This is a genomic window from Psychrobacter sp. CX90, from assembly GCF_057396305.2.
In genome coordinates this window covers 1,010,077-1,031,258 of sequence record NZ_CM182008.1, presented here as the reverse complement: position 1 = coordinate 1,031,258, position 21,182 = coordinate 1,010,077, and the positions used below count along the sequence as shown (strand labels likewise).

Sequence of the window (21,182 nt, the reverse complement as noted above, 5' to 3'; positions counted from 1 at the left end):
TAGGGCCCATAGCTCAGTTGGTTAGAGCAGAGGACTCATAATCCTTTGGTCGTAGGTTCAAGTCCTACTGGGCCCACCATATTTGTTATTATAAGCATTCAAGGCTTACCGTCATATTCGGTAAGCCTTTTTTTATGCAAGTTTAAGCAAGTTACCGAAATCATAGAACTACAGCGGTACGTATAGAATGTTGGCTGGAAAGTGTTAGATCCTATGAACACTGATATCGTAATGGCAGCACTAAACCAAACGATAACGGGCAGAAACCATCCGAAATATGTGATTCATCATAGTGATAGAGGGATTCAGTATTTATCCATTCACTATACTGATAAGATGGCTGCTTCTGGCGTCATTATATCTGTTGGTACGACAGGTAATCTACTCGACTCTCCCCTTGCGCTCGGGCAAAGCAGTGCTTTGCTGTTTCCTCGCTCATACATAATGCGGTAGCTGAAACGGTTAATGGGCTTTATAAAACACAGATGATTGATTATTTAAAACACCAGTAGCAAGGTGTGAGCGATGTTGAATTGGCAACCCTTGAATGGGTTGTCACTCGAGCACAGCTCTTGCCTTGCAAAGCTAAATCGATACTTAATCGATTTTTAACGCTTCTCAGGTTTAACAAAACACGTTTGCATAGCACAATTAATTATGTGTCGCCTTTTGGGTTTGAGAGACAATACTATGATAGCCTTAGTGAGTCAGACAAAGCTGCCTGACTCAAGTAATCTACTCTCCGATATAGTAGTCGGGGCAGTTCAAACAGGCGCATGCTTTAAATAGGCTGTAGTAACTGTCAAGCAAATATAAAACCAATCAACATAAAAAAAGAGGTCAGTTCATTACTGCCCTCTTTTTTATGACTGATCTTAATTACGATTAGTAGTCAATGGTATAACTGATACCATAAGTCGTACCTTGTGAGGGCAGACGGTTCATAGCTCCATAGGTCGTCTGATGATAAACATTCAAGTAATCTTTATTTAGTAAGTTGTACACCCCATAATCGACTGTGCCTTGTCCTTTAGGTAGTTTCACCTGACCTACCAAATCAAAGGTGGCATAGCCAGATACTTCATTTGCCTTGGCATCAGGGTCTTTGCGCTGATCTTTATAAGCTTTGTCTGTGCCATCAATAGCCAGTGCTTGCAAGCGGATATTACTGCCATTGTTGAAGTTATATTGCGCATAGGCCGTCCCTTTAAACGGTGATATACGATCTGCGCCCAGCTCTAGCCAGTCGCCATCTTTTTTGTATTGACCACGCGTGTAAGCGAATGTTCCGCCCAGCTGCCAGTTATCGCTTAACTTTTGGCTAATTGAGGCTTCTGCCCCATAGACCCGCTCATCAGTATCCACCACCTCAACCGTATAATCCTCTGTAAATCGAACGGTTTTGTCCGATTCATTATAAAATCCGCTCAACTTAGCGCTGGTATTACCGTGCGTGCCTTGCCAACCAAGCTCATAGTTATCCACTTCAATCGGCTGCACATTATCTGAGTTAACAACGAAGCCTGCACGAACATCACGTAGGGCACGCTGAATATCAGCAGTGGTAAAGCCTTGTGAAAAGTTGGCAAAGATTTGATCTTCTGGGGTAATCTGATAGCTGGTGCCTAGATTAAATAAGGTTTTATGATGGTCAGTATTACCGGATTCTACTCTGCCTGCTTGGTAGTCAATACCATAAGCATTGGCTACAGGGGCAATACGAGGATCCTGAAAATACTCTTCTAGCACCTGCTCATAGATGGGGGTAAAGCTATCGGTATCTGATTTGAGCTTTTGATAACGTACCCCTGCGCTGGCATGCCACTTATCTGTGACATCTATATCAGCATTGACAAATGCACCAATTTTATCAATGGTCGTATCTGGCCCACCATAATAGGTACGGCCATTAGGCTCAGATACCAAACCATTGCTGGCCATAAATTTATTTAAATCTTGACCATAATAAGTCTGTTCACTTTTTTCACGCTCATAATCTGCGCCATAGCTTATAAGTGTTGGCATATCTTTGATATCAAGCTCGGTTTGCATGGCGGCGCGTACACCCGCTACTTCGATATCTGCTTCTGACTGAGTCGCTATCACAGCCGCACCTGCCAGCTTTTTCAGTGTATCTTCATCGGTTAACCCATTGGCTACCCATTCACCGACTGCCTGAGCGCTTGCGTCTTTACCAGATGGATAAAAACGCCCTTTTTCATCTCTATAATACCCCGTAATGCTTAGATTGGAGTTTAGAAAGTCATTATGATTATAGTTTAGGTTAACTGAGGTTTTACGGGTCTCTGGCTCATGTTTGATATGCGCCCCATCGATAGCACGCAGTGAAGGTGTAGCACCAAATAACACTTCTAAATTATCGCCATAATCTGGACCATAATCTGTGTCTTGTTCATCATTGTAATAGGTGACAGCTAAGTTTAGGCTTTGCGATTCATCAATATTTGCCCCCACATTCGCATTCACACTAAGCGACTGAGTATCTTGCTGATCGGTCTGGTTAACATCTGGGCTAATACGATTGCCATGACTATCAAACTGCCCGCCCTTCTCCTCATAATCAACATCTAAGCGCCCCCAGATATTATTACCGCCATAGGCTAGAGTCTGACCGACATTATAGCCTAATGAATCAGAGTCAAAATCACGAGCAGCGCTCATACCGATACGAGTTTGACCTTGAAACCCCTCTCCTTCCACCGACTTGGTTACCAAGTTAATGAGGCCGCCTGCAGCGCCTGACCCATAAATACTGGTTGCCCCTGATAGTACTTCTACTCGCTCAAGTTGAGCCGGATCAATACTATTTAGCTCTCGTGATAGATTACGTGACCCCGTTAATGGTACACCGTTTAATAAAAATTGAACTGGTCGACCATGCATGGTGGTGCCATAGTTACTTGTTCCACCACTACTGGTACCCAAGCTTGGGATTAATTGTGCCAATATATCACCTGTGGTACGGCTGCCCACAGCTTGAGCATGTATATCTTCTTCTGCAATCACTTGAGTCACCGCAGGCATTTCACTGATTTTTTGTGCAAGTACCGTCCCTGTTTTTGCGAATCCTGTTACCACCACTGTATCCAGTGTTACACTTGGCCTATCTGCCGCTTCCATAGCTGATGAGGTGTTGTCTATAGCTGCACTGGTGGTCATCGAATTTGCATGAGGACTCGTATCATTTTGAGCTGCGGTAACATTCGTATCAGTTTGTGCATATAGTTGCTGACTGATACATAAACTTAGAACAGATAATGCAAGGTGATGATTTTTCATAGAATAATCTTCTCTTGTTGGACTTATTAAGGTTTGCTTGCAGATAATCAACTGACCAGCGACAGTTATCTTTTTGAGTGGTAACCTGTCCTGTCTAGATTAAGACCTATAAGACAGGTTACTAAATACAGTTACAATTAACACTCTTTTGAATAAAAAGGTATTGAATATGTAATTAATAATACAAATGCTATTCTAAATGATAATAATTTTTATTTCTATATTTTTACAAAAAAATATTCTTCTATCTTAATCTTTTATGCCGATAGTCGTTTGCGGTTTTAACCTGTCAACCAGCTGATCTAACTGATTATTTTTATAAGCATCCATAAATAGCTGCAGCTTAGTATCATCACTTTGCTGCTTTTGTTGACAGCGTACTAATAACGCATTTGCCTGTGACACGGATAAAACAAACACACCATCATTATCCAGTACTGCCAAATTACCAGTTTTGATACACACAGTGGCACGGTCATCTGGTAATTGATAATACAAATCGCTCTTTATCTCACCTTGCCGACCTTCCCTGTTTGCTGTCGTTAATGAACTGATACCCTGAGCAAATACAGGAAAGTCCAACTGCTTTAACGCTTGAGAGTCCGTTACCTCTCCCAGTACGATGACTGCTATTAACTGCTCATATATAGCCGCACAGGTACGTAGTGCTCCCCAGCAGGCTTTGTTTTTTAACAGCTGTGCATCAATGCACAATATGTCTTTGGGATGAGCAGATCGTAATGCCTCGTTAATCGCATCGGTATTATCTGAATTTAGACGTACAGTAAGCACACGTCCAGCCAGTGATTGAGTACAAGGTACTACTGGTTTTATACCCGCCAGATATCCCTGCTCGGTTAAATGTCCAATGGTCGAACTATCAATGTGCTGATAGGCGGCGATCAAGGACTCAATGGTCGGTTCTGTCATATTTCTCTCTTTATCATAAATAAACTTAGCCCTTAATTTGATGCTGGCATTTAACTTTTTTTGTCTAAAGCACTCATGTAAAGACTAAAGTTGAGTATTAGGTTGGTCGTGGATAGCAAGCGTTGATATGGGCAATGGATTGTTCACTCTGCTCTCCCCTGCTGGCATACTGCCGTGCGCTTGTTGACCGCGTTCAATTACCGGTAGCATCAATGTCTTGTGCGGATAATAGGGGCTGTCCAATAAGCTCTCTTTTAGAATTAAGTACTGATCAGCATCAAAATCTAGCTGTAGTAACAGTTGTTCTATCATCCCTCTAACGGTGGCCCATAACTTGACTTCAGCCATACCATAGTGAGCCGCTAACGATTCGATAATAGCGCGAAGGTTTACCAAGATACCTAAAGACTGTAAGTAAAATATTAAGGCCTGCGGCGTGTCTCTATACAGTCTGTTTTTGAAATTAGGAGGGCTTAGATAATCAGGGTCATCTATCTTATGCCGGCCCAGCCACGGCAGATGGATACGTACGGAGTCATGATCACGCAGTAACACCCCACTAAATTGATTGTCTTTGATTACCATGACCACATTTTGACCATGCAGCTCAGGTATTAACCCTAAGCGTATGCAGCGTAGCATGGTACCCAAAAATACATGACACAGACGAGTAAAGCACGTCATAACCTGCATCTTAATCGCATCACAAGCCAGCTGACTTTGAGTGCCGTGGTGCTGCGTACCCCCAGTAGTTGACGGTAAATGATCCGTATCTTCTCGGAATGACTCGATCAGCTCATCAAAAATATGGTGGGATGACTGGTCTTTGTACACCAGCATACCCAAGCTTGCCATTGGCAACAGGCGCACGGAATTATCACTCAGCTCTTTTGGTAAACAGCGCAGTAGCACACCTAAATGGGTGGGTTTTTCTTGATAAAAGCTTGGGTTGATCGAGCTTTTGTCATGGCGGTTTTTAGGTGGCATATATCCCCACCAAAGGCGCTCATCCCACAGCCACATCTGCTGTTTTAGCACCACATCACGCTGACAGGCTTGTACCAATAAGGCTTGATTTTTTTCTGCATTAATCAGTTTTAATATCGGTAAATAGCGCTTCGAGTTTAACGCATATATACCCAAAGGCAGCTTAATGCTGTAAGCAGTATTTCGACAAAACAGCATACTGCGCATCGATGCACTGGCATGACTCACCAATTGATTAAAACGCAGCTTAACCACGGTTTTATTCGCCAAATCATCCTCAAAAAAAGCATTCAATTCGTGCGCCATCTGCCAAGGGTGGATAGGAATAGCAATATGAGAGCCTGCTACGCCGCGTGCCTGTAACTCTTGCTCCAGTATCTTTTTCTGTTGATTATTGAGCAAATAATGAGCCGGCTGCAAAGCCGTCTTCGTTTCCTGATCTGTGGTTGTCTGTATGTGCTCTAATTGCTCTGAGATCATTAGATGGGATTTGTTTACTGCCACCCAATTAAGATAAATAGGCTGATCAAATTCAGCCATATAGTACTCATAATCTTGCTGGCTAAAGCCAAGCTTTCCCTTCGCAAGAGGATGAAAGGGGCGATCAGTCAAAGAAGCCCATTGCTCAGCAGCAATCAAGCTTTGATACCAGTGCTCTTGTTGATAAACCAACGATGACATCTGTGCCTGTGCCGACCACTGCTGCGCCCTGAACGACGCCATTAAGCTCTCTTGTAGCTTTAAGACGCCGCCTTCAGGTAGCGCCTCCCCACGCTCCTGCATGGCAGATAATAACAAGGTCAATAGCTGTTCAGCTGAGTCTATTGCTTGTAATTGAGAAGCGGCATTACCCTCTATAGCATGCACATCTGACGGCTGTTTGTTTGTATTGCTGTCATTATTTTGATTGGACATGACCGGCGTAAATAAAAGAGGCAAACACGCCTCTTTTAATAACCACTGGCTACAATGATTTGGGGCAATCAATAACAGCAGCTGGGTATCATTGGGCAATAAAATAACCACCATAGGGGTGTCATGTTGACACAGCGCCTCTGTCATCGATTTGTCATAAGGCACTGATAAGTGTTGCAACTGACTCCAAAGACCCTCAACATCGCGCAAGCACAAAAGATCATTAGCCTTCCCTTTTTGGGCTAAGAGCGTGGGGGCGTACTCACGGCTACTGGTAGTAATGACATTCTCAGGTGCTAACCATTGTTCAAGTTGACAGCATTCTAACAACTGGTTAATAAGTCGCCACTGGGCTGTTTCTAGAGCCTCGCTATGGTTTTTTGTCTGTACTGGAAATAAGCTTAGCATGGCATCAATCTCTTTTACTGCTGGTCTGCAAATCGGTTTGATTATCGCTAGCAGCCTTATACAGCGGATTATTTAAATATTTTACGGGAAATACCGCATCACCAAATAATCGTCGCTTTGCCAATGACTCAATACGAGTCTTTTGGGCAAAGACATCAAACAGCTTATAACGCGCGTGATTCTCTGGATGAGCCTTTTGATACTCAGAGATACACTGAGCCACTTGATGCCAAAAATGCTGCTCTGGATAGCTATAATGAGTGTGCAAGAATATGGCCATATCAGCAAATGCCACAAAAAATAAGCAGGCTACGGTCATGTCACGAATACCATCTGTATCGTCGGTTTCGATAAATGAACCTCGATTTAAAGCGGCATGTGCGGCAGGTAAGCTAAAGAAATTAGGACGCAGATTTTGTCTTGCTAAGTGCTCAGGAGAATAACGAATACCATCATGCAAATCTTTTAAAAGCACTTTAATCGGATACCCCTCTTCATGTACTAACACGATATTTTGTGCATGACATTCTAGGGCGACCCCATGTGCAAATAACATATGTATAATGGGTAGAGTACTAACCTCAATCAGCTGTTTTATCCAGCGCTCTACTCCATATTTTTGTATCCAAGGGTCAATTAATAGACTACCATCACTATTTATATAACTGACCCCATTTAACGGAAAGGCTTGCTGATTGTCCGAGAGATACTCACTCGCATTTTCGCGCCAAATCGCACCAAGCCCGCCATAAATATCAGGATGCTGATACCCTTGCTCACGCAACACCTCATGATCTAAGCTAATACCAACTGTCTCTCCCAAAAATGCAATATTTAATGCAGCAGCGGTCTTATCTTCTGCCGTCAATTGATTTAGCCACCGAGTGACTATCGCAGCATTCATTACCGTATGTTTTGCCAAGATACGAGTACTTGAGGTATTGATCAGATGCATGCTCAGCTTTAAATATGGCTTACCCTCTGACAGCATAGACAGCGACCGTATAGACTGCTGTGCTTGATATTGCGTGTCTGTGGGTCCTAAATAAACCACTTGCTGCGTAGTTAACAAAGGCTGCAGTGCATAAATAAGCGTGTTTTGCCATTGCCAAGGATGGACAGGCAGCAAACCATACTCTTTATCATTAGCCACAATCGCTTTTAGAGTTGTCATTAACACCTCATAATCACGACTGCCCAAGTACTGCTTAACCCAGTCATTTATAGATACAGACTCAACACTATTACTCACAAGCAAGCGGTGATCTATTGCCAGCCAAACAACGTCAATATTGTGTGCAAACTCTGGCCCATACTGATAGTTGTCATTTAAATTAAACCCAATACGCGACTTAAAGCAGGGATGATAAGGGTGTCCTGCCATCAGGTAGCCCTCTAACTGAGGATAAGTCAACGCTTGAATATCCGTTGGTACATAAGGGGTCATTGCTTGTGCCTGAATCTCATTAATCAAGGTATGGCGCAGCTCTTCGATAAAGGATTGGACTAATTTTGGACACTGATTTGTGGCGGTCTTAGCCTGTTCTGTGCCCACTTGTATAGACTGGATATTAGTCGAATCAATATTTAATATAATGTCATTAATAACGCCTTCTAAGGTGGCAGATTGCGACGACTGTCCCTGCTCTACTCGCATTACCTCTTGGTCATTAAAACGAATCAAATCAAAACTATAATGAACGGCACCTTTGGCGACATAGCTGATCTGCTCAGACACTGGAATCACAAAAGCGTGATCTGTATTTGGAGAGTTACCAGTTGCATGGTTTACTGAGGTAGGTTGACATTCATAATTGATAATCTCCTCAAATAATAGCGCTTGCAATAGCTGCTTAATAACCCGCTGCTCTATACGCTGCAACTGCTGTTGGGACAATACCCGCGGCGTAATATCATTATCGTTATTGGTTTTATTGCTTTGGCTTTGACTGCTTTCATTAACCGAATGGTTCGTACTTTGGGACGCCAGCCTCTGTGTTGTAGCGTACGCCTGCCATGGCCAGCTTGCCTCTAAAACCGGCGCCGTTACCGCGTGCTTTGTATGGTAATACTTTGTTTGTTGCATAGATAAACCCCTGCTGACTGTTATCAATGTAAGTAATTAAATATTTCGTTAGACTCTGTATTACTATATATAAATGTCACTTTGATAAGTTACAGTGCTGATTCATGCTACTGATACTTCTCAATAACAAAATGATAATCATTTACATATATAGATTAAAAAACGCCTAAACAGCCTAATCTTATAACTTCAATGCTAATATTAAACGACGACTCTTTTGGACTCTCTTTATGCTGCTATGGCAGTTTTCGTGTAGAAATAAGCGTTAGTAGCAGCATTATTGCCAGACCAAAGAACACTTCTTGCATGGGGGCAACTAACGCATCAGAGGCAGATAGACTTGGCATTATTTTTGTCAAAAAACCCAGACCCTCACTGTTAATGTACAAAGTCGCCAGCGCAATAAAGACAGTGGATACAATGCGGCGACTGATGTTATTTAATGCTGCCCCCTCTGTAACAAGATGCTTCTCCAAACTACCAAAGCCGACTGTCGTGGTCGGTAAATAGGCCAATCCAACCCCTACGCCATGTAGACTCATTACCAACATTACCAGCCAAATATTTGGGCTAGATAGGCACCAAACCAACATCAGCATGGCTGCACCACTGATAATAACGCCGGCACTGCCGATCTCTTTTGCACCATATCTATCGACAATACCACCGGCAACCTGCGTGGTCATACTGGCAACCAAGGTGGCGACCATTAAGACCAAACCGGTCCACATAGCGTTCTTATGCATGACATCTTGAATCACAATAGGTAAAAACAACAGCCCCATCATCAGCCCAAGGGTCTGGGTTATGCTTAACACAATGCTATGCAAGTAGGTCTTATTGGCAAACAAACTTACCTTAAGAAGTGGGTTTGGGTGTCGGTATTCATAGCGCCACCAGATAACAGCACTCACAATAAAAGCAGCCAATACCGCCAGTTGAACGAAGCCACTTGATATCTCGATTACTGAGTTTGACTTTAAACTATTTAGCCATAACGTCAGCGCCAACAGCCATGCCACCAGACTGACGAATCCATTTTTATCAAATAAAGTATTGTTCGTCTGCTGTGCTTGAGACTCCGGCAATAAGGGCACCCACCACGCTGTCATAGCCACAACTAAAATACTAAGTGGCAAAGTGATGCCAAATAACGTCCACAAAGCAAAATGAGCCACTAAATAGGCACCCACCAAAGGGCCAAAGGCTAAAGACATCATAATGACAATGCCCCACAAGGCCATCACCCGCCCTTGCTGATTGCTAGGGTAAACCTGATACAGCATCCCAATTGATAAGGGGATAATCAAACCACCTGCCAGCCCTTGAATGGCTCTTGCAGCGATAATAAACGACATATTGCTTGCCAACATACCCAGCACTGATCCTGCCATAAACCCAGTAATGGCAAAGATATATAAACTCTTAAACTTAAAGAGTTTACTCAGATAGCCACTGAGCATCAGGCCCACACTCATTGCCAACACATAGCCATTTAGCACCCAGCCACCCATCACAATATCTACTGAAAATAGGGACATAAAAACAGGAATAGCAGGGTTTAATGCGCTATTGCTAAAGCTGACGACTGTACCGCCTAACAACAAAGTCCACAGTACACGGCGTATCTGGCTGCTGTCTAAACGCTCAGGCGGCCTTTTTTGGAAAACACGAGATCGTAGCTGTAAAAAATTTGTCTTAAGCGGGTTCAATGTTAATAAAATTCCAAGATGAGTAAGATTAAATAAGTATTAATCATTATGAATCAGACGCTTCTGCTTCTCCATAAAACCCTAAATAACCTCGAGACTCATAGAACTCATCACGATAGCAAAAATAAAGAGCCGCTTTTTTTTCAGGCATATCAACCAAACGCTGTATCTTATAAGCAAAGCTATCTGCCACCCACTGATACACCTCTGTCTTGCTATCAGGCTCAGTGACAATCTTTTTGGCATCGGTATGCTCAAAAATAAATCGAGAGATCATCATCCCTGTTGGTCTTAAATAGCCTCGGCCCACCACATCAGGCTCGCCAAGTAAGATATGCCAGCCCATATCTGTCGGTTTGGCCTTGTAGTATAAAGACAGTCGATCACGATAAGTCTCATAAATCTCGGTATAACCTATGGGCTTGTCGTCACACAATATGATGTAAAGACGCTGATGGTCATCAACAATCATTTTTTCAAAATGCACCTTTAGCTGTGGCATGGCCAGATGTAGCTGCCACTGGTCCACAACGTGCTCTGCATGCATCCAGCGATACAGTAATGACATATCTTCCGGATACTTAACGGGACGCAGGCCAAACTGTTTTTGATTGACTTGAACAGAAAATGTATCGGGCAGACCTTGGGCAATGCTTGGCATAAATAGTGTCCTATAAATAAACAATAATAGATAAAAATGACAAGCCATGTGGACCAATACAAACAGGTGCAAAGATTGGCTTTTTTATACACGGCTTATAAGCTAGATAATCACTGCAATAAAGCATCAGTAGACACACCAAAATCTTGGAAAACGGTAAGCGCTTGGGTGTCATATACCAGCTCGCCTTGTAGCTGGTTAACGATATAGCCGGCACGATACGCTCCTAAGCCTAGGTCTGGTGCTCCAATACCATGCGAATGGATTTCTTGGTTTTGGACAAACACTTGACCCGTCGCCCCGCCAGACGTAGCTTGTGGTGTACTGCCTGCGGTAGCGTGTTTAAGCACCAAAGAATAATCATAGTTAATTTGCGGCTGATCAAAAGCATCTCGCTCTATATATTCGGCTAAAGAATCTAGACAACGCGGCAACCCGTGACGATACCCTGTTCCTGCGATAACACAGTCATAGTCGACCACAAATTGACGCTGCTGCTCACGCTGATTTAATGTCAGCTTAAGCTTTGAGACAGCTTCTGGATCGTTATCTGAATCAGTGACACCTTTACCTTGAGCATCGATCACTTCACAATGTGCTATTAGCTTTGAATATGTCGGCTGATTGGCAATACTGCGCTCATATAGCCGGCCATAAATATCTGTAATGGTGCTAAACCCCATACCTTTATAAAGTAGGTCTTGTGTTTGTAGTACAGAGTGCTTGGTCATATTGGGTAACTGATGGAAATAATGGGTATAAGCAGGGCTAAAATGCTCAAGTCCTAGTGGCGAGTATTCCATTGGGAAAAATCCAGCTGAGCGGGTCACCCAATCCAACTGAAACTTGGGCTGATTTTGGTCATCAAACTGCTGATCAAATAAAGCTCGATACACCTCGGCAGAGGATTGACCCGAGCCCAATACCAGCACTTTAGGCCGTGTATCTGACCCTGCAATGTGGTCATAATCAAAATTATCTGCAAAATCTGCGGTATGCATACAGCGGTGCGGTGCCTGATCCGCCAATGGTTGTAACACGTCAGGTAACGTCGGCTGTGTCCCTGTACCAATGACTAAGTTTTTAGTGTGGTAAGTGTTTATCTTGCCCTGCTCACACACCTGTACGACATACCCCGTTTTATCCTCCATCAAAGCCACATCTCGCACTTGGGCATCAAAAACCAAGCTATCTAACTGCGCCGCTACCCACTGGCAGTAGTGATTGTATTCTTGACGAAAAACCTTAAAGTCTTCCAAAAAATAAAACTTTAATAAGCGCTGATGATGATGCAAATAATTCAAAAAACTATACTGACTCGTGGGGTCAATTAATGTTACCAGATCCGCCATAAAGGGCACTTGTAAAGTAGTGTGTGGCAGTATCATCCCCTTATGCCAATCAAAGTTGGGTTTTTGTTCAAAAAACTTACTCTCAAGCGTGGGCTGTTTGTCTAACAATGCTGCCAAGCTTAAATTAAACGGCCCAACACCTATTCCAATAAGATCTAGCATCTGCGACTCCGATTTAGCCAATAATATTTATTTATGATTGTATGCTTTGCCTCAGTGCTGCATGCACTAGCCTTCTGCTAATGGATTAGGGATATCGACATATACCGACTGTGTTTCAACAGGAGCAGTTAATTCATCTAAGGCATACAAACGGGTAAGTAAGTTGCCTTTAAATGGCAAGGTTGGGCTGCGTAACAACAGATCAAACAATGGGCGATGGGGGTACTGCGCCTCAAGGGTTAGCAGACACTGCTTAAACTGCTCTAACAATTCATCTTCACTGACCAGACCTGTACGAGCAATCGCCGTAATGAGACCGAAGATACTATTACCCACCAAATAATACGCCACACGTGAATCGGCAAAGTTTTCAGGGATAACACATTCAGCCTCACTGATTAGCGCTGGATTGGCATCAATAAGTGCTGTTGCATATTCGGCAATATAGCCAAAGCCTTGGTTGTCACGTGCCCAAAATTTAGTAGGATAGCCCTCTTGTAGCTCAATCAAGCTATTTTGTTGATGCACCTCAAAGCCGATACCTTGCTCATAATACATTTGGATCAACGGCACGAACCCAACTTGCAAATAAGTATCAAACCATTGCCGTGCAATTTGTGGTAACGGCTCATTGGTACGTTTATGGATGGCTTTAAATAAGGTATTAAAGCGATTGGTCAATCGCATGGGGTGATCTTGGCTTAAGCTTGCCAAATTAGTGACTGCCGACTCTGCATCAAAAGGATTGTCACGTAAGATACAAATTGTCTCATTAACAATCGTTCTATCTATCTTAAGCGCAATCCAAGCTGGGTCATTGAGCACCTCAATGCTTGGATATTGGGTTTTTAATTGCTTGCCGTAGTCACTGCGCCATATGCGACAAGCGTGCATGCCTCGGTGACATTCTTTAGGAAGGTTAATACGTACTGAGTTAGTAATGGCCACGGATAAAGATACTTTAAACATCCAAGGGGCATCAAAAGCAGCTAACGTGCGTACGGAGGTGGTGGGATGTAACTGCCAGCCCATCTCGCCCATATCAAACAACTGACTGTCTTCAAGCAAACGCTGATACCAGTCTTGCTGCTGCAAGAATTTAGCCTGCCAAGGGTGCAAAGGTAATAGCTTATAAGTGGGGTGCTGCTCAAGTAGCGCCAGCTGATAACGACTCATGCTCAGAGCATCATTATTCATATGATCAATAAGCTGCTGTTTTAATGCCTCACTAATACTGTCTCCATCGACGAAGTCATCTGCAATATATTGTGGGTCTACCAACCAGTAATGCAGCCGTGTCTTGCTTTGTGTTTCTGGTGCATATCGTGCCCATTCTTTATCATAAAACCCAGCTCTACCCTTCGGAGTTGGATGCATTGCGTGCCCATAGATCAGGCTTTGCTCGGTCTCTATAAAATCTAAATCTTCCTCGATGATGTCATCAATCTCATCACTGCGATGCGCCAAAATAATCTGTAGCCCCTCATAGCTCTCAAGCCAGCGCTTCATCACGCCATTACCATCAAGTGCAGCAGTATTATTACCACTACCTTTATTTTGTCGATACGTTAAATCTTCAATAATAAGCGCCGCAAGGCTGGCTGGTGCTAATCTCTCCCACGAAGACTCTTTTAAAATAGAGGGTATGTCAGCCAGACGATGTTGCCCTAATTTGCTCACATTATCCAAAGCAACTGCCATCGTAATATCTAGCGGCTTAAGTCTGAACACTAACAAATGTCTGCCCTGAGACAGCTGCTTTTGTTGGGCATTTTGCTGCTGATTGTCAATTACTTTGCCTTGCTGCGTTTCAAAGGCATAAGCATTAATTAGATTTTGTAGCACCAATCGGTCGAGTGTCTTTTGTTGAATCATCTGTGTTTTCCTTCAAATTATTTTTTTAACCATTTTCGGCAATAAGGGTGCGACCTAACCTGCTTATCTCATCCAAAATATCTTGAATATCAGCCGCTTGGGTCTCAGGATTTAAAACAGTGAACTTAAGACAAAACTGCTGCTTGTAGGCAGTTGTTGCGATATTGGCGCTGTTTGTAATAAGCAGTTGCTGGGCAATTTTTCTATTGAGCATAATCAGTGCTGCATCAGACAACCCCGCCTGCTGGTCTGCTACTGACGCTAGCGGTACCGAGGTAGGCCAGTTGGGCTCTAGTGGAACTGCATCAGACTTTGGCGCGTAATAAAACAAGACGCTACTGATGAGCGGATCATGTATTAACACAAAGTCTGGGTGCGCGCGAATCAAATCAGCGGCTTGCTGCGCGGTATCCACACAGGTATCAATTAATTTACCATAGCCGTTAGTTCCAAGCAGATCTAATGCCAGCCATAGCTTTAGCGCATCAAACCTACGCGTTGTTTGTAGAGAGTAGGTCACCAGATTTGGGATATTATCTTGATCATCATCGGTTGGATTTAAGTAATCACTGTGCTGACGGATACTCTCAAAGTGGCGTTTATCTTTTAGCAAAAACGCCCCACAACTGATAGGTAAGAAAAAATGCTTATGAAAATCAAGCGTGATTGAATCTGCTTGATGTATTCCCTCAATCCACTCTCGATAACGCTGTGATAACAGTAATGCACCGCCCCATGCAGCATCGACATGCAGCCAGACACCCTGCTGCTGGCAAAGCGTTGCAATATCAGCCAGAGGATCTATTGCGCCAGCATCTGTAGTGCCTGCGGTAGCAACAATGGCCATGATATTGTCAGCACCGTAGTGGTCAATGCGTGCTTTTAGACCATAAATGTCCATCCTGCCTTGGTCATCGGTATCAACAGTTTTAACCGAACCGCTCCCCAGACCTAACAAACTGGCATTTTTGGCAATAGAAAAATGGGCTTGATCCGAGCATAAAATGAAGGCTGGTGCCTGACCACCCAGACCCTCATGCTGAACATCAACACCCTGTTGCTGATAATGCCGATTGCGTGCCAGCAGTAGCCCCATCAAATTACTCTGAGTGCCACCACTGGTAAATACACCCCCTGAATGCGTCTGTGGTGCTGAATCAAAACCACTGAGCTGACATAGCCAGTCAATAAGCTTTTGTTCAATATACGTGGCCGCTGGGCTTTGATTCCATGAATCCATGCTTTGATTGGTTCCGGCAATAATCAGCTCAGCGACTTGTCCAATCACTAAAGTCGGTGGATGCAGGTGTGCCAAGCAGTGTGTATGGGCAGTTGATACACAGTTGGGTAATAGCTGCTGCTCTATATCTGCAAGTATGGCCTGCATATCACGGCCTTGCGGGGTAATACTTAAATCTAAAGCGTCTTTTAGCTGCTCACAGTCGCCGCCTAAATATAGGTTATTGTTATCTAACCACTGCTTAATCAAACGACTGGCTTTTTGTATATCGACAAGGTATTGGGTACTGGTTTGGTGAGTTAAAATTTGCAAAACATTCCTCATCCTTAGCGACAAAATCATGCTGGCTGGTGGCGTATTGGCCTCTTATCGAAGAGACTGTGGACGACACCCCTTGTGTATTAGTGGGTGGTCTGTAACGCGGCGCGAAATTTTTGTAACACTTGCTCAAGCTCTGAATCAGTAATGGTTAAAGGTGGCAAGAAGCGCAGTACAGAGCCCATACGCCCCCCTTTTTCAATCACTAAACCTTGCTTAAAACATGCCTGTTGAATGCGTGCTGCTGTCTCTCCATCAGCAGGATGACTGCCATCAACCTGTTTGGGCTGCTTGGGATTAATAATTTCCACGCCAATCATGAACCCTCTACCCCGCACATTACCAATGCGTGGCTCCTGCTTTTGTAGCTGCTGCAGCTGCGTCATAAATGCTGAGCCCATGGCCGCCACCTTCGCTGCCATATCGTTTTGCTCTAGATACTTTAAGGTCGCTAGCCCTGTCGCCATCGCCAATTGATTGCCTCTAAAGGTTCCAGAATGGTTGCCCGCTTGCCACTGGTCATATTGTTTTTTGATGCCCAGCACAGCCATGGGTAGCCCGCCGCCAATGGCTTTTGACATTACCACCATATCTGGGTCTATATCTGCATGTTGATAAGCAAACCAGCGACCTGTACGGCAAAATCCGGTTTGTACCTCATCTATAATCAACAAGATATCCAGTGCTTTGGTCACTTGACGAACATGCTTTAGCCACTCAATCGGCGCTGGATTAACACCGCCCTCCCCTTGTACAACTTCTAAGATAACTGCAGCAGGTTTTGTTACCCCACTTTCAACATCCGTCAACAAGTTCTCAAAATAGACCATATGAGCTTCTAAATCTTGCGGCTGCGGCAATCCAAATGCACTACGGTATATATTGGGATAAGGCATAAATTGTACCTGCCCCATTAGCCCCTCGACCCCTTGTTTGGGGCTTAGGTTGCCTGTGACGGCTAAGGCGCCATGTGTCATACCGTGATAGCCGCCACTAAAGCTAATAATGCCTGATCGTCCCGTTACCTTTTTGGCAAGTTTAATCGCTGCTTCTACCGCATCTGCCCCTGTAGGACCACAAAACTGTAAACAATACTCCGTGTCATCGGTTGCCAAAAGATTATAGACGAACTCACTAAACTCATCTTTTAATGGCGTGGTTATGTCTAGTGTATGCATGGGCATGTCACTATCGAGCAATTGCCTGATGCTTTGGGTAACCACGGGATGATTGTGTCCCAGTGCCAATGTACCGGCACCTGCCAGACAATCGATGTATTTATTCCCCTCAACATCCGTAATCCAGACCCCTTTAGCCGACTCAATAGCAAAAGGTAGTTTGCGAGGGTAACTTAGCACCTCAGACTCAAACTGATACTGACGATTTAAATAATTTTGGTTGTTTCTTTTTTTTGCTGAGAAGGAAAGATACATAATAAAGCCCTTATGGTTTTGAATAACTTAAGCCTGCAAGTCACTTGCAAATAAGTTATACGCTAGTTTTGCGTAATACCAAGCGTGTGTTTATCCGTTGCTACAAGTAGATGCCTTCAAAATAAATATCAACGTAAAAGGCAGGTGGGCTAGCAGATAGATTGCTGAATGAGATAGCCACAAGCGCAAACTAAAAAGAGTATTTACGATTACAATCATAAATACTCTTTTATTTATAATGATAATCATTATCGTTTGATAGCTATATTCTTACTGACATTAAATCTGCTGTCAACCTAAAATTGGATTATTTTTTTAGAAAAATAATAAGTGTTAACCCCTGCTAAATTATTGATATTAAATAACTAATTTTTTGTAGAAAGCGTCAGGTAAGAAACTCAAGTTAAGAGAACCTTAAGCTAAATCTTAAGCTAAATGGAATTACCCATTTACCTTATTAAAATCTGCGATTGTCAGCGACCGCAGTGTTATTTTTGTAAGACTGCGGTCGCTACGTGCTATCTTATCGGCACGGTCATTTAGGCTTTTGGTTAGGTATTGTCATTATGGATGTACCGTGCTGCGGCGAATGAGCCATATAAAGTAAAGCCCCCCTATAATGGCGGCAATAGTGCCAGCCGGCAGCTCATAAGGAAAGATGATATAACGGCCTATCCAGTCGGCCAGCACCATTACCCCTGCTCCCAGTAGCGCTGCCAATGGCAACTGTTTTTTAAGTTGTACAGCGCCCAAAGAGGTCGCTAAATGAGGCACCATCAGTCCAATAAAGCTCAACGGCCCTACCGCCAAGGTGCTGACCGTACTAAGCGCAGCAACCACAATTAATAGTGACAGCCGATAAGCGGTAACCTTAACGCCTAAGCTGCGGGCAACCGGCTCGCCTAGCCCTAATACGCGTAAGGGCTTAATCAATAACATGCTCAGCGCTAGGAGAATCGCAGCGGCGGTAATCAAATACCAAACGGTTTCTGGACTAGCGCTATAAGTCGTGCCAGATAACCAACTGAGCATCGCCTCAAGCCTTGGATCACCGGAGAGTTTTACCATGCTCATCACGCCATCCATCATAGCGGCAATCCCAATACCGACTAGTAATAAATAAGCAGGCGTGACTTTGCTTGCCAGCCAAATAATCAGCAGCAACACTAAGAACGCCCCTGCTAGTCCCGAACCTACCAAACTCAGTGCGCCTGCTTTAACACCAAACATAGGTAATAATAAAAACCCAGTAATCACGCCTAAAGCCGCACCTGAGCTAATACCAAGCACTTCAGGGCTGGCCATTGGGTTTCGGGTTAATGTTTGTAATAGAACCCCCGCTGTCGCTAGCATCACCCCAGTAGCAGCAGCACTAAAGGTGCGCGGCAGTCGGTATTGACTGGTTAACGCCCAATTGGTACTCAAGGTAACACCTGAGATATCTTTTACCAATACGCTTACAACAACAATTAGCAGCAGTAATCCCACTGTCCAGAGATGCCAGTTAATGGCTTTGCGTTGCGGGCTTAGCATAGGAGTAATCGGCGCCACACCTTGACGTCTTTGACGTAAAATAAGCCAAATAATCAGTGGTGCACCTAAAATACCAGTGATAGAGCCTGCCGGTATTGGCATACCAAGTACAGGCTCTAAAAGCAGCCCTACATTACTAGTGAGCCAAAGTAATAAAGCACCGAACCCAAAGGCTGCAATCAATCTACGCCCAATATGAGCAATACCTAACGCATTGACCAAACTGGCAGCAGCCAGACCGATAAATCCAATCAGGCCCACTTCACTAATGACCAGCGCCGTCACGACCGCAGAGATGCCAATCACGATCAAACGCAAAGCATTAATAGGCACCCCCAGACGCTTCGCTTGCATATCATCAAGGCTCATCAGCGTTAATGGCTTTAATAAAGGCACGCTCAGAGCTGCCAATACGGCGACTGTAATCACCAGCTTCATACTGGTATGCCAGTTATTCTGAGTCAAAAACCCTGCCGCCCAAGACAACACACCCACACTGCGCTCGGTAAAAAACAGCACCAGGGTACTGGCTATAGATGCCAATAAAATATTAACCACCAGTCCGGCTAACACCAATATCAGCGGATTAAAACGACTTGGTGCCGACAAACTAAATACCAAGCCTAAGCTAAAGAGAGCTCCAACAAAGGCAATCCAGACGCCGCCATAAATAGCCAAGCTTGGCACAAATAAGGTAGTAATCAATAAGGCTAATTGAGCGCCTGTACCAATGGCCAAAGTGGTATCAGAGGCCAGCGGGTTTTTTACCAGTTGCTGCAATAACACACTGACCACCCCCAGCAGACCCCCTGCCAATAAAGCCACTAAACTGGTTGCAACCAGTTTTAGCTGTATTGCCATATCCGCAACATCAAGTACAAAGCTTGGTTTGAATAGATCCATTAACGGCAGTGACCACAGTGTGTTGATTAAGACAGCACTGCTAGCACCAATGCCCAGCAGCAATAACAGTAATAATGCCCAAGCCCGCCAATGCTTCACCTCTACCGCTGAAGATAAAGATGAGGCGGTAAACGTGGTATCTGCCACTGCTTGTTTTTGAGGCGGTTGACACTTTTGAGAGGTGTTTTTCGAGGTATGCCGAGTTTTATTGGGGGTAGGTTGACGATTATTTGATGTCATGCGTGCGGCCTCCAACTAAAGTTGCTGAGGCAAGATTTTCTGCCAGACTTGTGAGTGATGCCATACCACCATAAATCCATATCGGCGGCAAAATAGTCATACAGCGGCTATTGGTGGAGGTATTAGGATTGGCACCATAGCCCAAACGCTGCCAAACCAAACTGTCTTGTATTTGTTGCTGCGTTATTGGATTAAGCGGCTTAATCACTAATAAACACACATCAGGATCAAGCTGGGTAAGATCCCCCATTTGGATAGGCACAAACCCCCAGTCATTGCCTTTATCCAATGCCACTAACTGACGATCCATTTGATTGAGCACCGCATTAAACAAACTGTTTTTTGCGTACATCCGCATATTATTGGCATCAACAAACTGAACGACAGCGAACTTTTTGATAGCAGGATATCTTTGCTGTAGTTGCTTTGCTGCCTTCGCAATACGTCGTTGACTCTCATCGATATAACGCTCTGCTTGTGCTGGATTATCAATCAGCTCGCCAAGCTGACGTGTCGGCTCTGCATAATCAGACCACTGAGCAGTGTCATCTTGACTGGCAAACATAACCGACTGGGCTGGAACATCACCATACACCACACGTGAGTGCTCATAAAAAAAGTTATCTATAATTAAATCGACAGGCAGCTGCGCTGCAAGCTCAGCGTTTGGTAGGTAGCGTATGCCTAAGTCATACACAGAATCTGGTAGTTTGGGCTCATCAACCCATTGATCCCATACTCGGGTATCCCCAGTTGCAATTGGTGGGTGCCCCATGGCGGTCAGCGTGGCGGCTACACCCCAATCAGGTGACACCACATGAAGAGAGGAGGCCAAATGATTGTTTGCTTGATCAGTCGTATCTGCATTTGCAGAAGCTACTGCATTAGCATTCGGCTGTGCTTGGGCAGTCTCTACTGCTTGATCGGTGCGACCGCAGCCAGTTATTGGTAATATCAGAGCAGCACAGCCAAATGCGAGCAGCTGTTTAATAGTGGTATATTTGGTAGCAATAGAGGGAATAAAAGTAGCTTTTGTGAGACAGCGAGTAAAGACAGTTGGCGTAGCTGAGGCAGCTTTATTGCAGATAGATAGCTTCTTTTTGGGGAAGTACATGCGGACTTTCATA

At 44.1% G+C, this 21,182-nt stretch carries 12 protein-coding genes, 1 tRNA gene and 1 pseudogene; 2 read left to right on the top strand and 12 right to left on the bottom strand.

Annotated features, from left to right (window positions below):
• The first annotated feature begins 2 nt into the window (after positions 1-2).
• Both AC2SLN_RS04020 and AC2SLN_RS04015 read left to right on the top strand, forming a co-directional pair.
• Positions 3-79: transfer RNA gene (locus tag AC2SLN_RS04020), tRNA-Ile, on the top strand.
• 110 nt (positions 80-189) lie between these two features.
• Positions 190-509 (top strand): annotated as a pseudogene (locus tag AC2SLN_RS04015) (hypothetical protein); the annotation flags it as partial.
• A gap of 376 nt (positions 510-885) precedes the next feature.
• Here AC2SLN_RS04015 and AC2SLN_RS04010 read toward each other — a convergent pair.
• The 12 genes from AC2SLN_RS04010 to AC2SLN_RS03955 form a co-directional block, all read right to left on the bottom strand.
• On the bottom strand, positions 886-3,300 hold the full coding sequence (locus AC2SLN_RS04010) for a TonB-dependent receptor (RefSeq protein ID WP_486549599.1): 2,415 nt from the start codon (positions 3,298-3,300) through the stop codon (positions 886-888).
• 249 nt (positions 3,301-3,549) lie between these two features.
• Positions 3,550-4,230: an RraA family protein gene (locus tag AC2SLN_RS04005; RefSeq protein WP_486549597.1), complete on the bottom strand. Its 681-nt coding sequence runs from the start codon at positions 4,228-4,230 to the stop codon at positions 3,550-3,552.
• An 84-nt stretch (positions 4,231-4,314) separates the two neighbouring features.
• On the bottom strand, positions 4,315-6,540 hold the full coding sequence (locus AC2SLN_RS04000; protein WP_486549595.1) for an IucA/IucC family protein: 2,226 nt from the start codon (positions 6,538-6,540) through the stop codon (positions 4,315-4,317).
• A gap of 4 nt (positions 6,541-6,544) precedes the next feature.
• Positions 6,545-8,626 (bottom strand): IucA/IucC family protein, encoded by a 2,082-nt coding sequence (locus AC2SLN_RS03995; protein WP_486549593.1) that lies wholly within the window; start codon positions 8,624-8,626, stop codon positions 6,545-6,547.
• 236 nt (positions 8,627-8,862) lie between these two features.
• On the bottom strand, positions 8,863-10,338 hold the full coding sequence (locus tag AC2SLN_RS03990) for an MFS transporter (protein ID WP_486549591.1): 1,476 nt from the start codon (positions 10,336-10,338) through the stop codon (positions 8,863-8,865).
• Positions 10,339-10,384: 46 nt separating this feature from the next.
• A complete protein-coding gene (locus AC2SLN_RS03985; protein WP_486549589.1) occupies positions 10,385-10,999 on the bottom strand; it encodes a GNAT family N-acetyltransferase in 615 nt (204 codons plus the stop codon).
• Positions 11,000-11,109: 110 nt separating this feature from the next.
• Positions 11,110-12,513, bottom strand: coding sequence for a lysine N(6)-hydroxylase/L-ornithine N(5)-oxygenase family protein (locus tag AC2SLN_RS03980; RefSeq protein WP_486549587.1), 1,404 nt, complete (start codon positions 12,511-12,513; stop codon positions 11,110-11,112).
• A gap of 66 nt (positions 12,514-12,579) precedes the next feature.
• Entirely contained in the window at positions 12,580-14,388 is a 1,809-nt protein-coding gene (locus tag AC2SLN_RS03975) for an IucA/IucC family protein (RefSeq protein WP_486549585.1), read from the bottom strand.
• A gap of 25 nt (positions 14,389-14,413) precedes the next feature.
• Positions 14,414-15,940, bottom strand: coding sequence for a pyridoxal phosphate-dependent decarboxylase family protein (locus AC2SLN_RS03970; protein WP_486549584.1), 1,527 nt, complete (start codon positions 15,938-15,940; stop codon positions 14,414-14,416).
• An 89-nt stretch (positions 15,941-16,029) separates the two neighbouring features.
• On the bottom strand, positions 16,030-17,379 hold the full coding sequence (locus tag AC2SLN_RS03965) for a diaminobutyrate--2-oxoglutarate transaminase family protein (RefSeq protein WP_486549582.1): 1,350 nt from the start codon (positions 17,377-17,379) through the stop codon (positions 16,030-16,032).
• Positions 17,380-17,943: 564 nt separating this feature from the next.
• The gene (fhuB, locus tag AC2SLN_RS03960; protein ID WP_486549580.1) at positions 17,944-20,055 is read right to left on the bottom strand and encodes a Fe(3+)-hydroxamate ABC transporter permease FhuB; all 2,112 of its coding nucleotides are present in this window, start codon (positions 20,053-20,055) and stop codon (positions 17,944-17,946) included.
• Entirely contained in the window at positions 20,042-21,181 is a 1,140-nt protein-coding gene (locus AC2SLN_RS03955) for an ABC transporter substrate-binding protein (RefSeq protein WP_486549578.1), read from the bottom strand. The genes fhuB and AC2SLN_RS03955 overlap by 14 nt, the downstream gene beginning before the upstream one ends.
• Between the last annotated feature and the right edge of the window lies 1 nt (position 21,182).

What these genes read in the sequence shown, in the direction of transcription:
- AC2SLN_RS04010 (WP_486549599.1), bottom strand. Translation starts at nt 3,300, where the DNA reads ATGAAAAATCATCACCTTGCATTATCTGTTCTAAGTTTATGTATCAGT.
- AC2SLN_RS04005 (WP_486549597.1), bottom strand. Translation starts at nt 4,230, where the DNA reads ATGACAGAACCGACCATTGAGTCCTTGATCGCCGCCTATCAGCACATT.
- AC2SLN_RS04000 (WP_486549595.1), bottom strand. Translation starts at nt 6,540, where the DNA reads ATGCTAAGCTTATTTCCAGTACAGACAAAAAACCATAGCGAGGCTCTA.
- AC2SLN_RS03995 (WP_486549593.1), bottom strand. Translation starts at nt 8,626, where the DNA reads ATGCAACAAACAAAGTATTACCATACAAAGCACGCGGTAACGGCGCCG.
- AC2SLN_RS03985 (WP_486549589.1), bottom strand. Translation starts at nt 10,999, where the DNA reads ATGCCAAGCATTGCCCAAGGTCTGCCCGATACATTTTCTGTTCAAGTC.
- AC2SLN_RS03980 (WP_486549587.1), bottom strand. Translation starts at nt 12,513, where the DNA reads ATGCTAGATCTTATTGGAATAGGTGTTGGGCCGTTTAATTTAAGCTTG.
- AC2SLN_RS03975 (WP_486549585.1), bottom strand. Translation starts at nt 14,388, where the DNA reads ATGATTCAACAAAAGACACTCGACCGATTGGTGCTACAAAATCTAATT.
- AC2SLN_RS03965 (WP_486549582.1), bottom strand. Translation starts at nt 17,379, where the DNA reads ATGTATCTTTCCTTCTCAGCAAAAAAAAGAAACAACCAAAATTATTTA.
- fhuB (WP_486549580.1), bottom strand. Translation starts at nt 20,055, where the DNA reads ATGACATCAAATAATCGTCAACCTACCCCCAATAAAACTCGGCATACC.
- AC2SLN_RS03955 (WP_486549578.1), bottom strand. Translation starts at nt 21,181, where the DNA reads ATGAAAGTCCGCATGTACTTCCCCAAAAAGAAGCTATCTATCTGCAAT.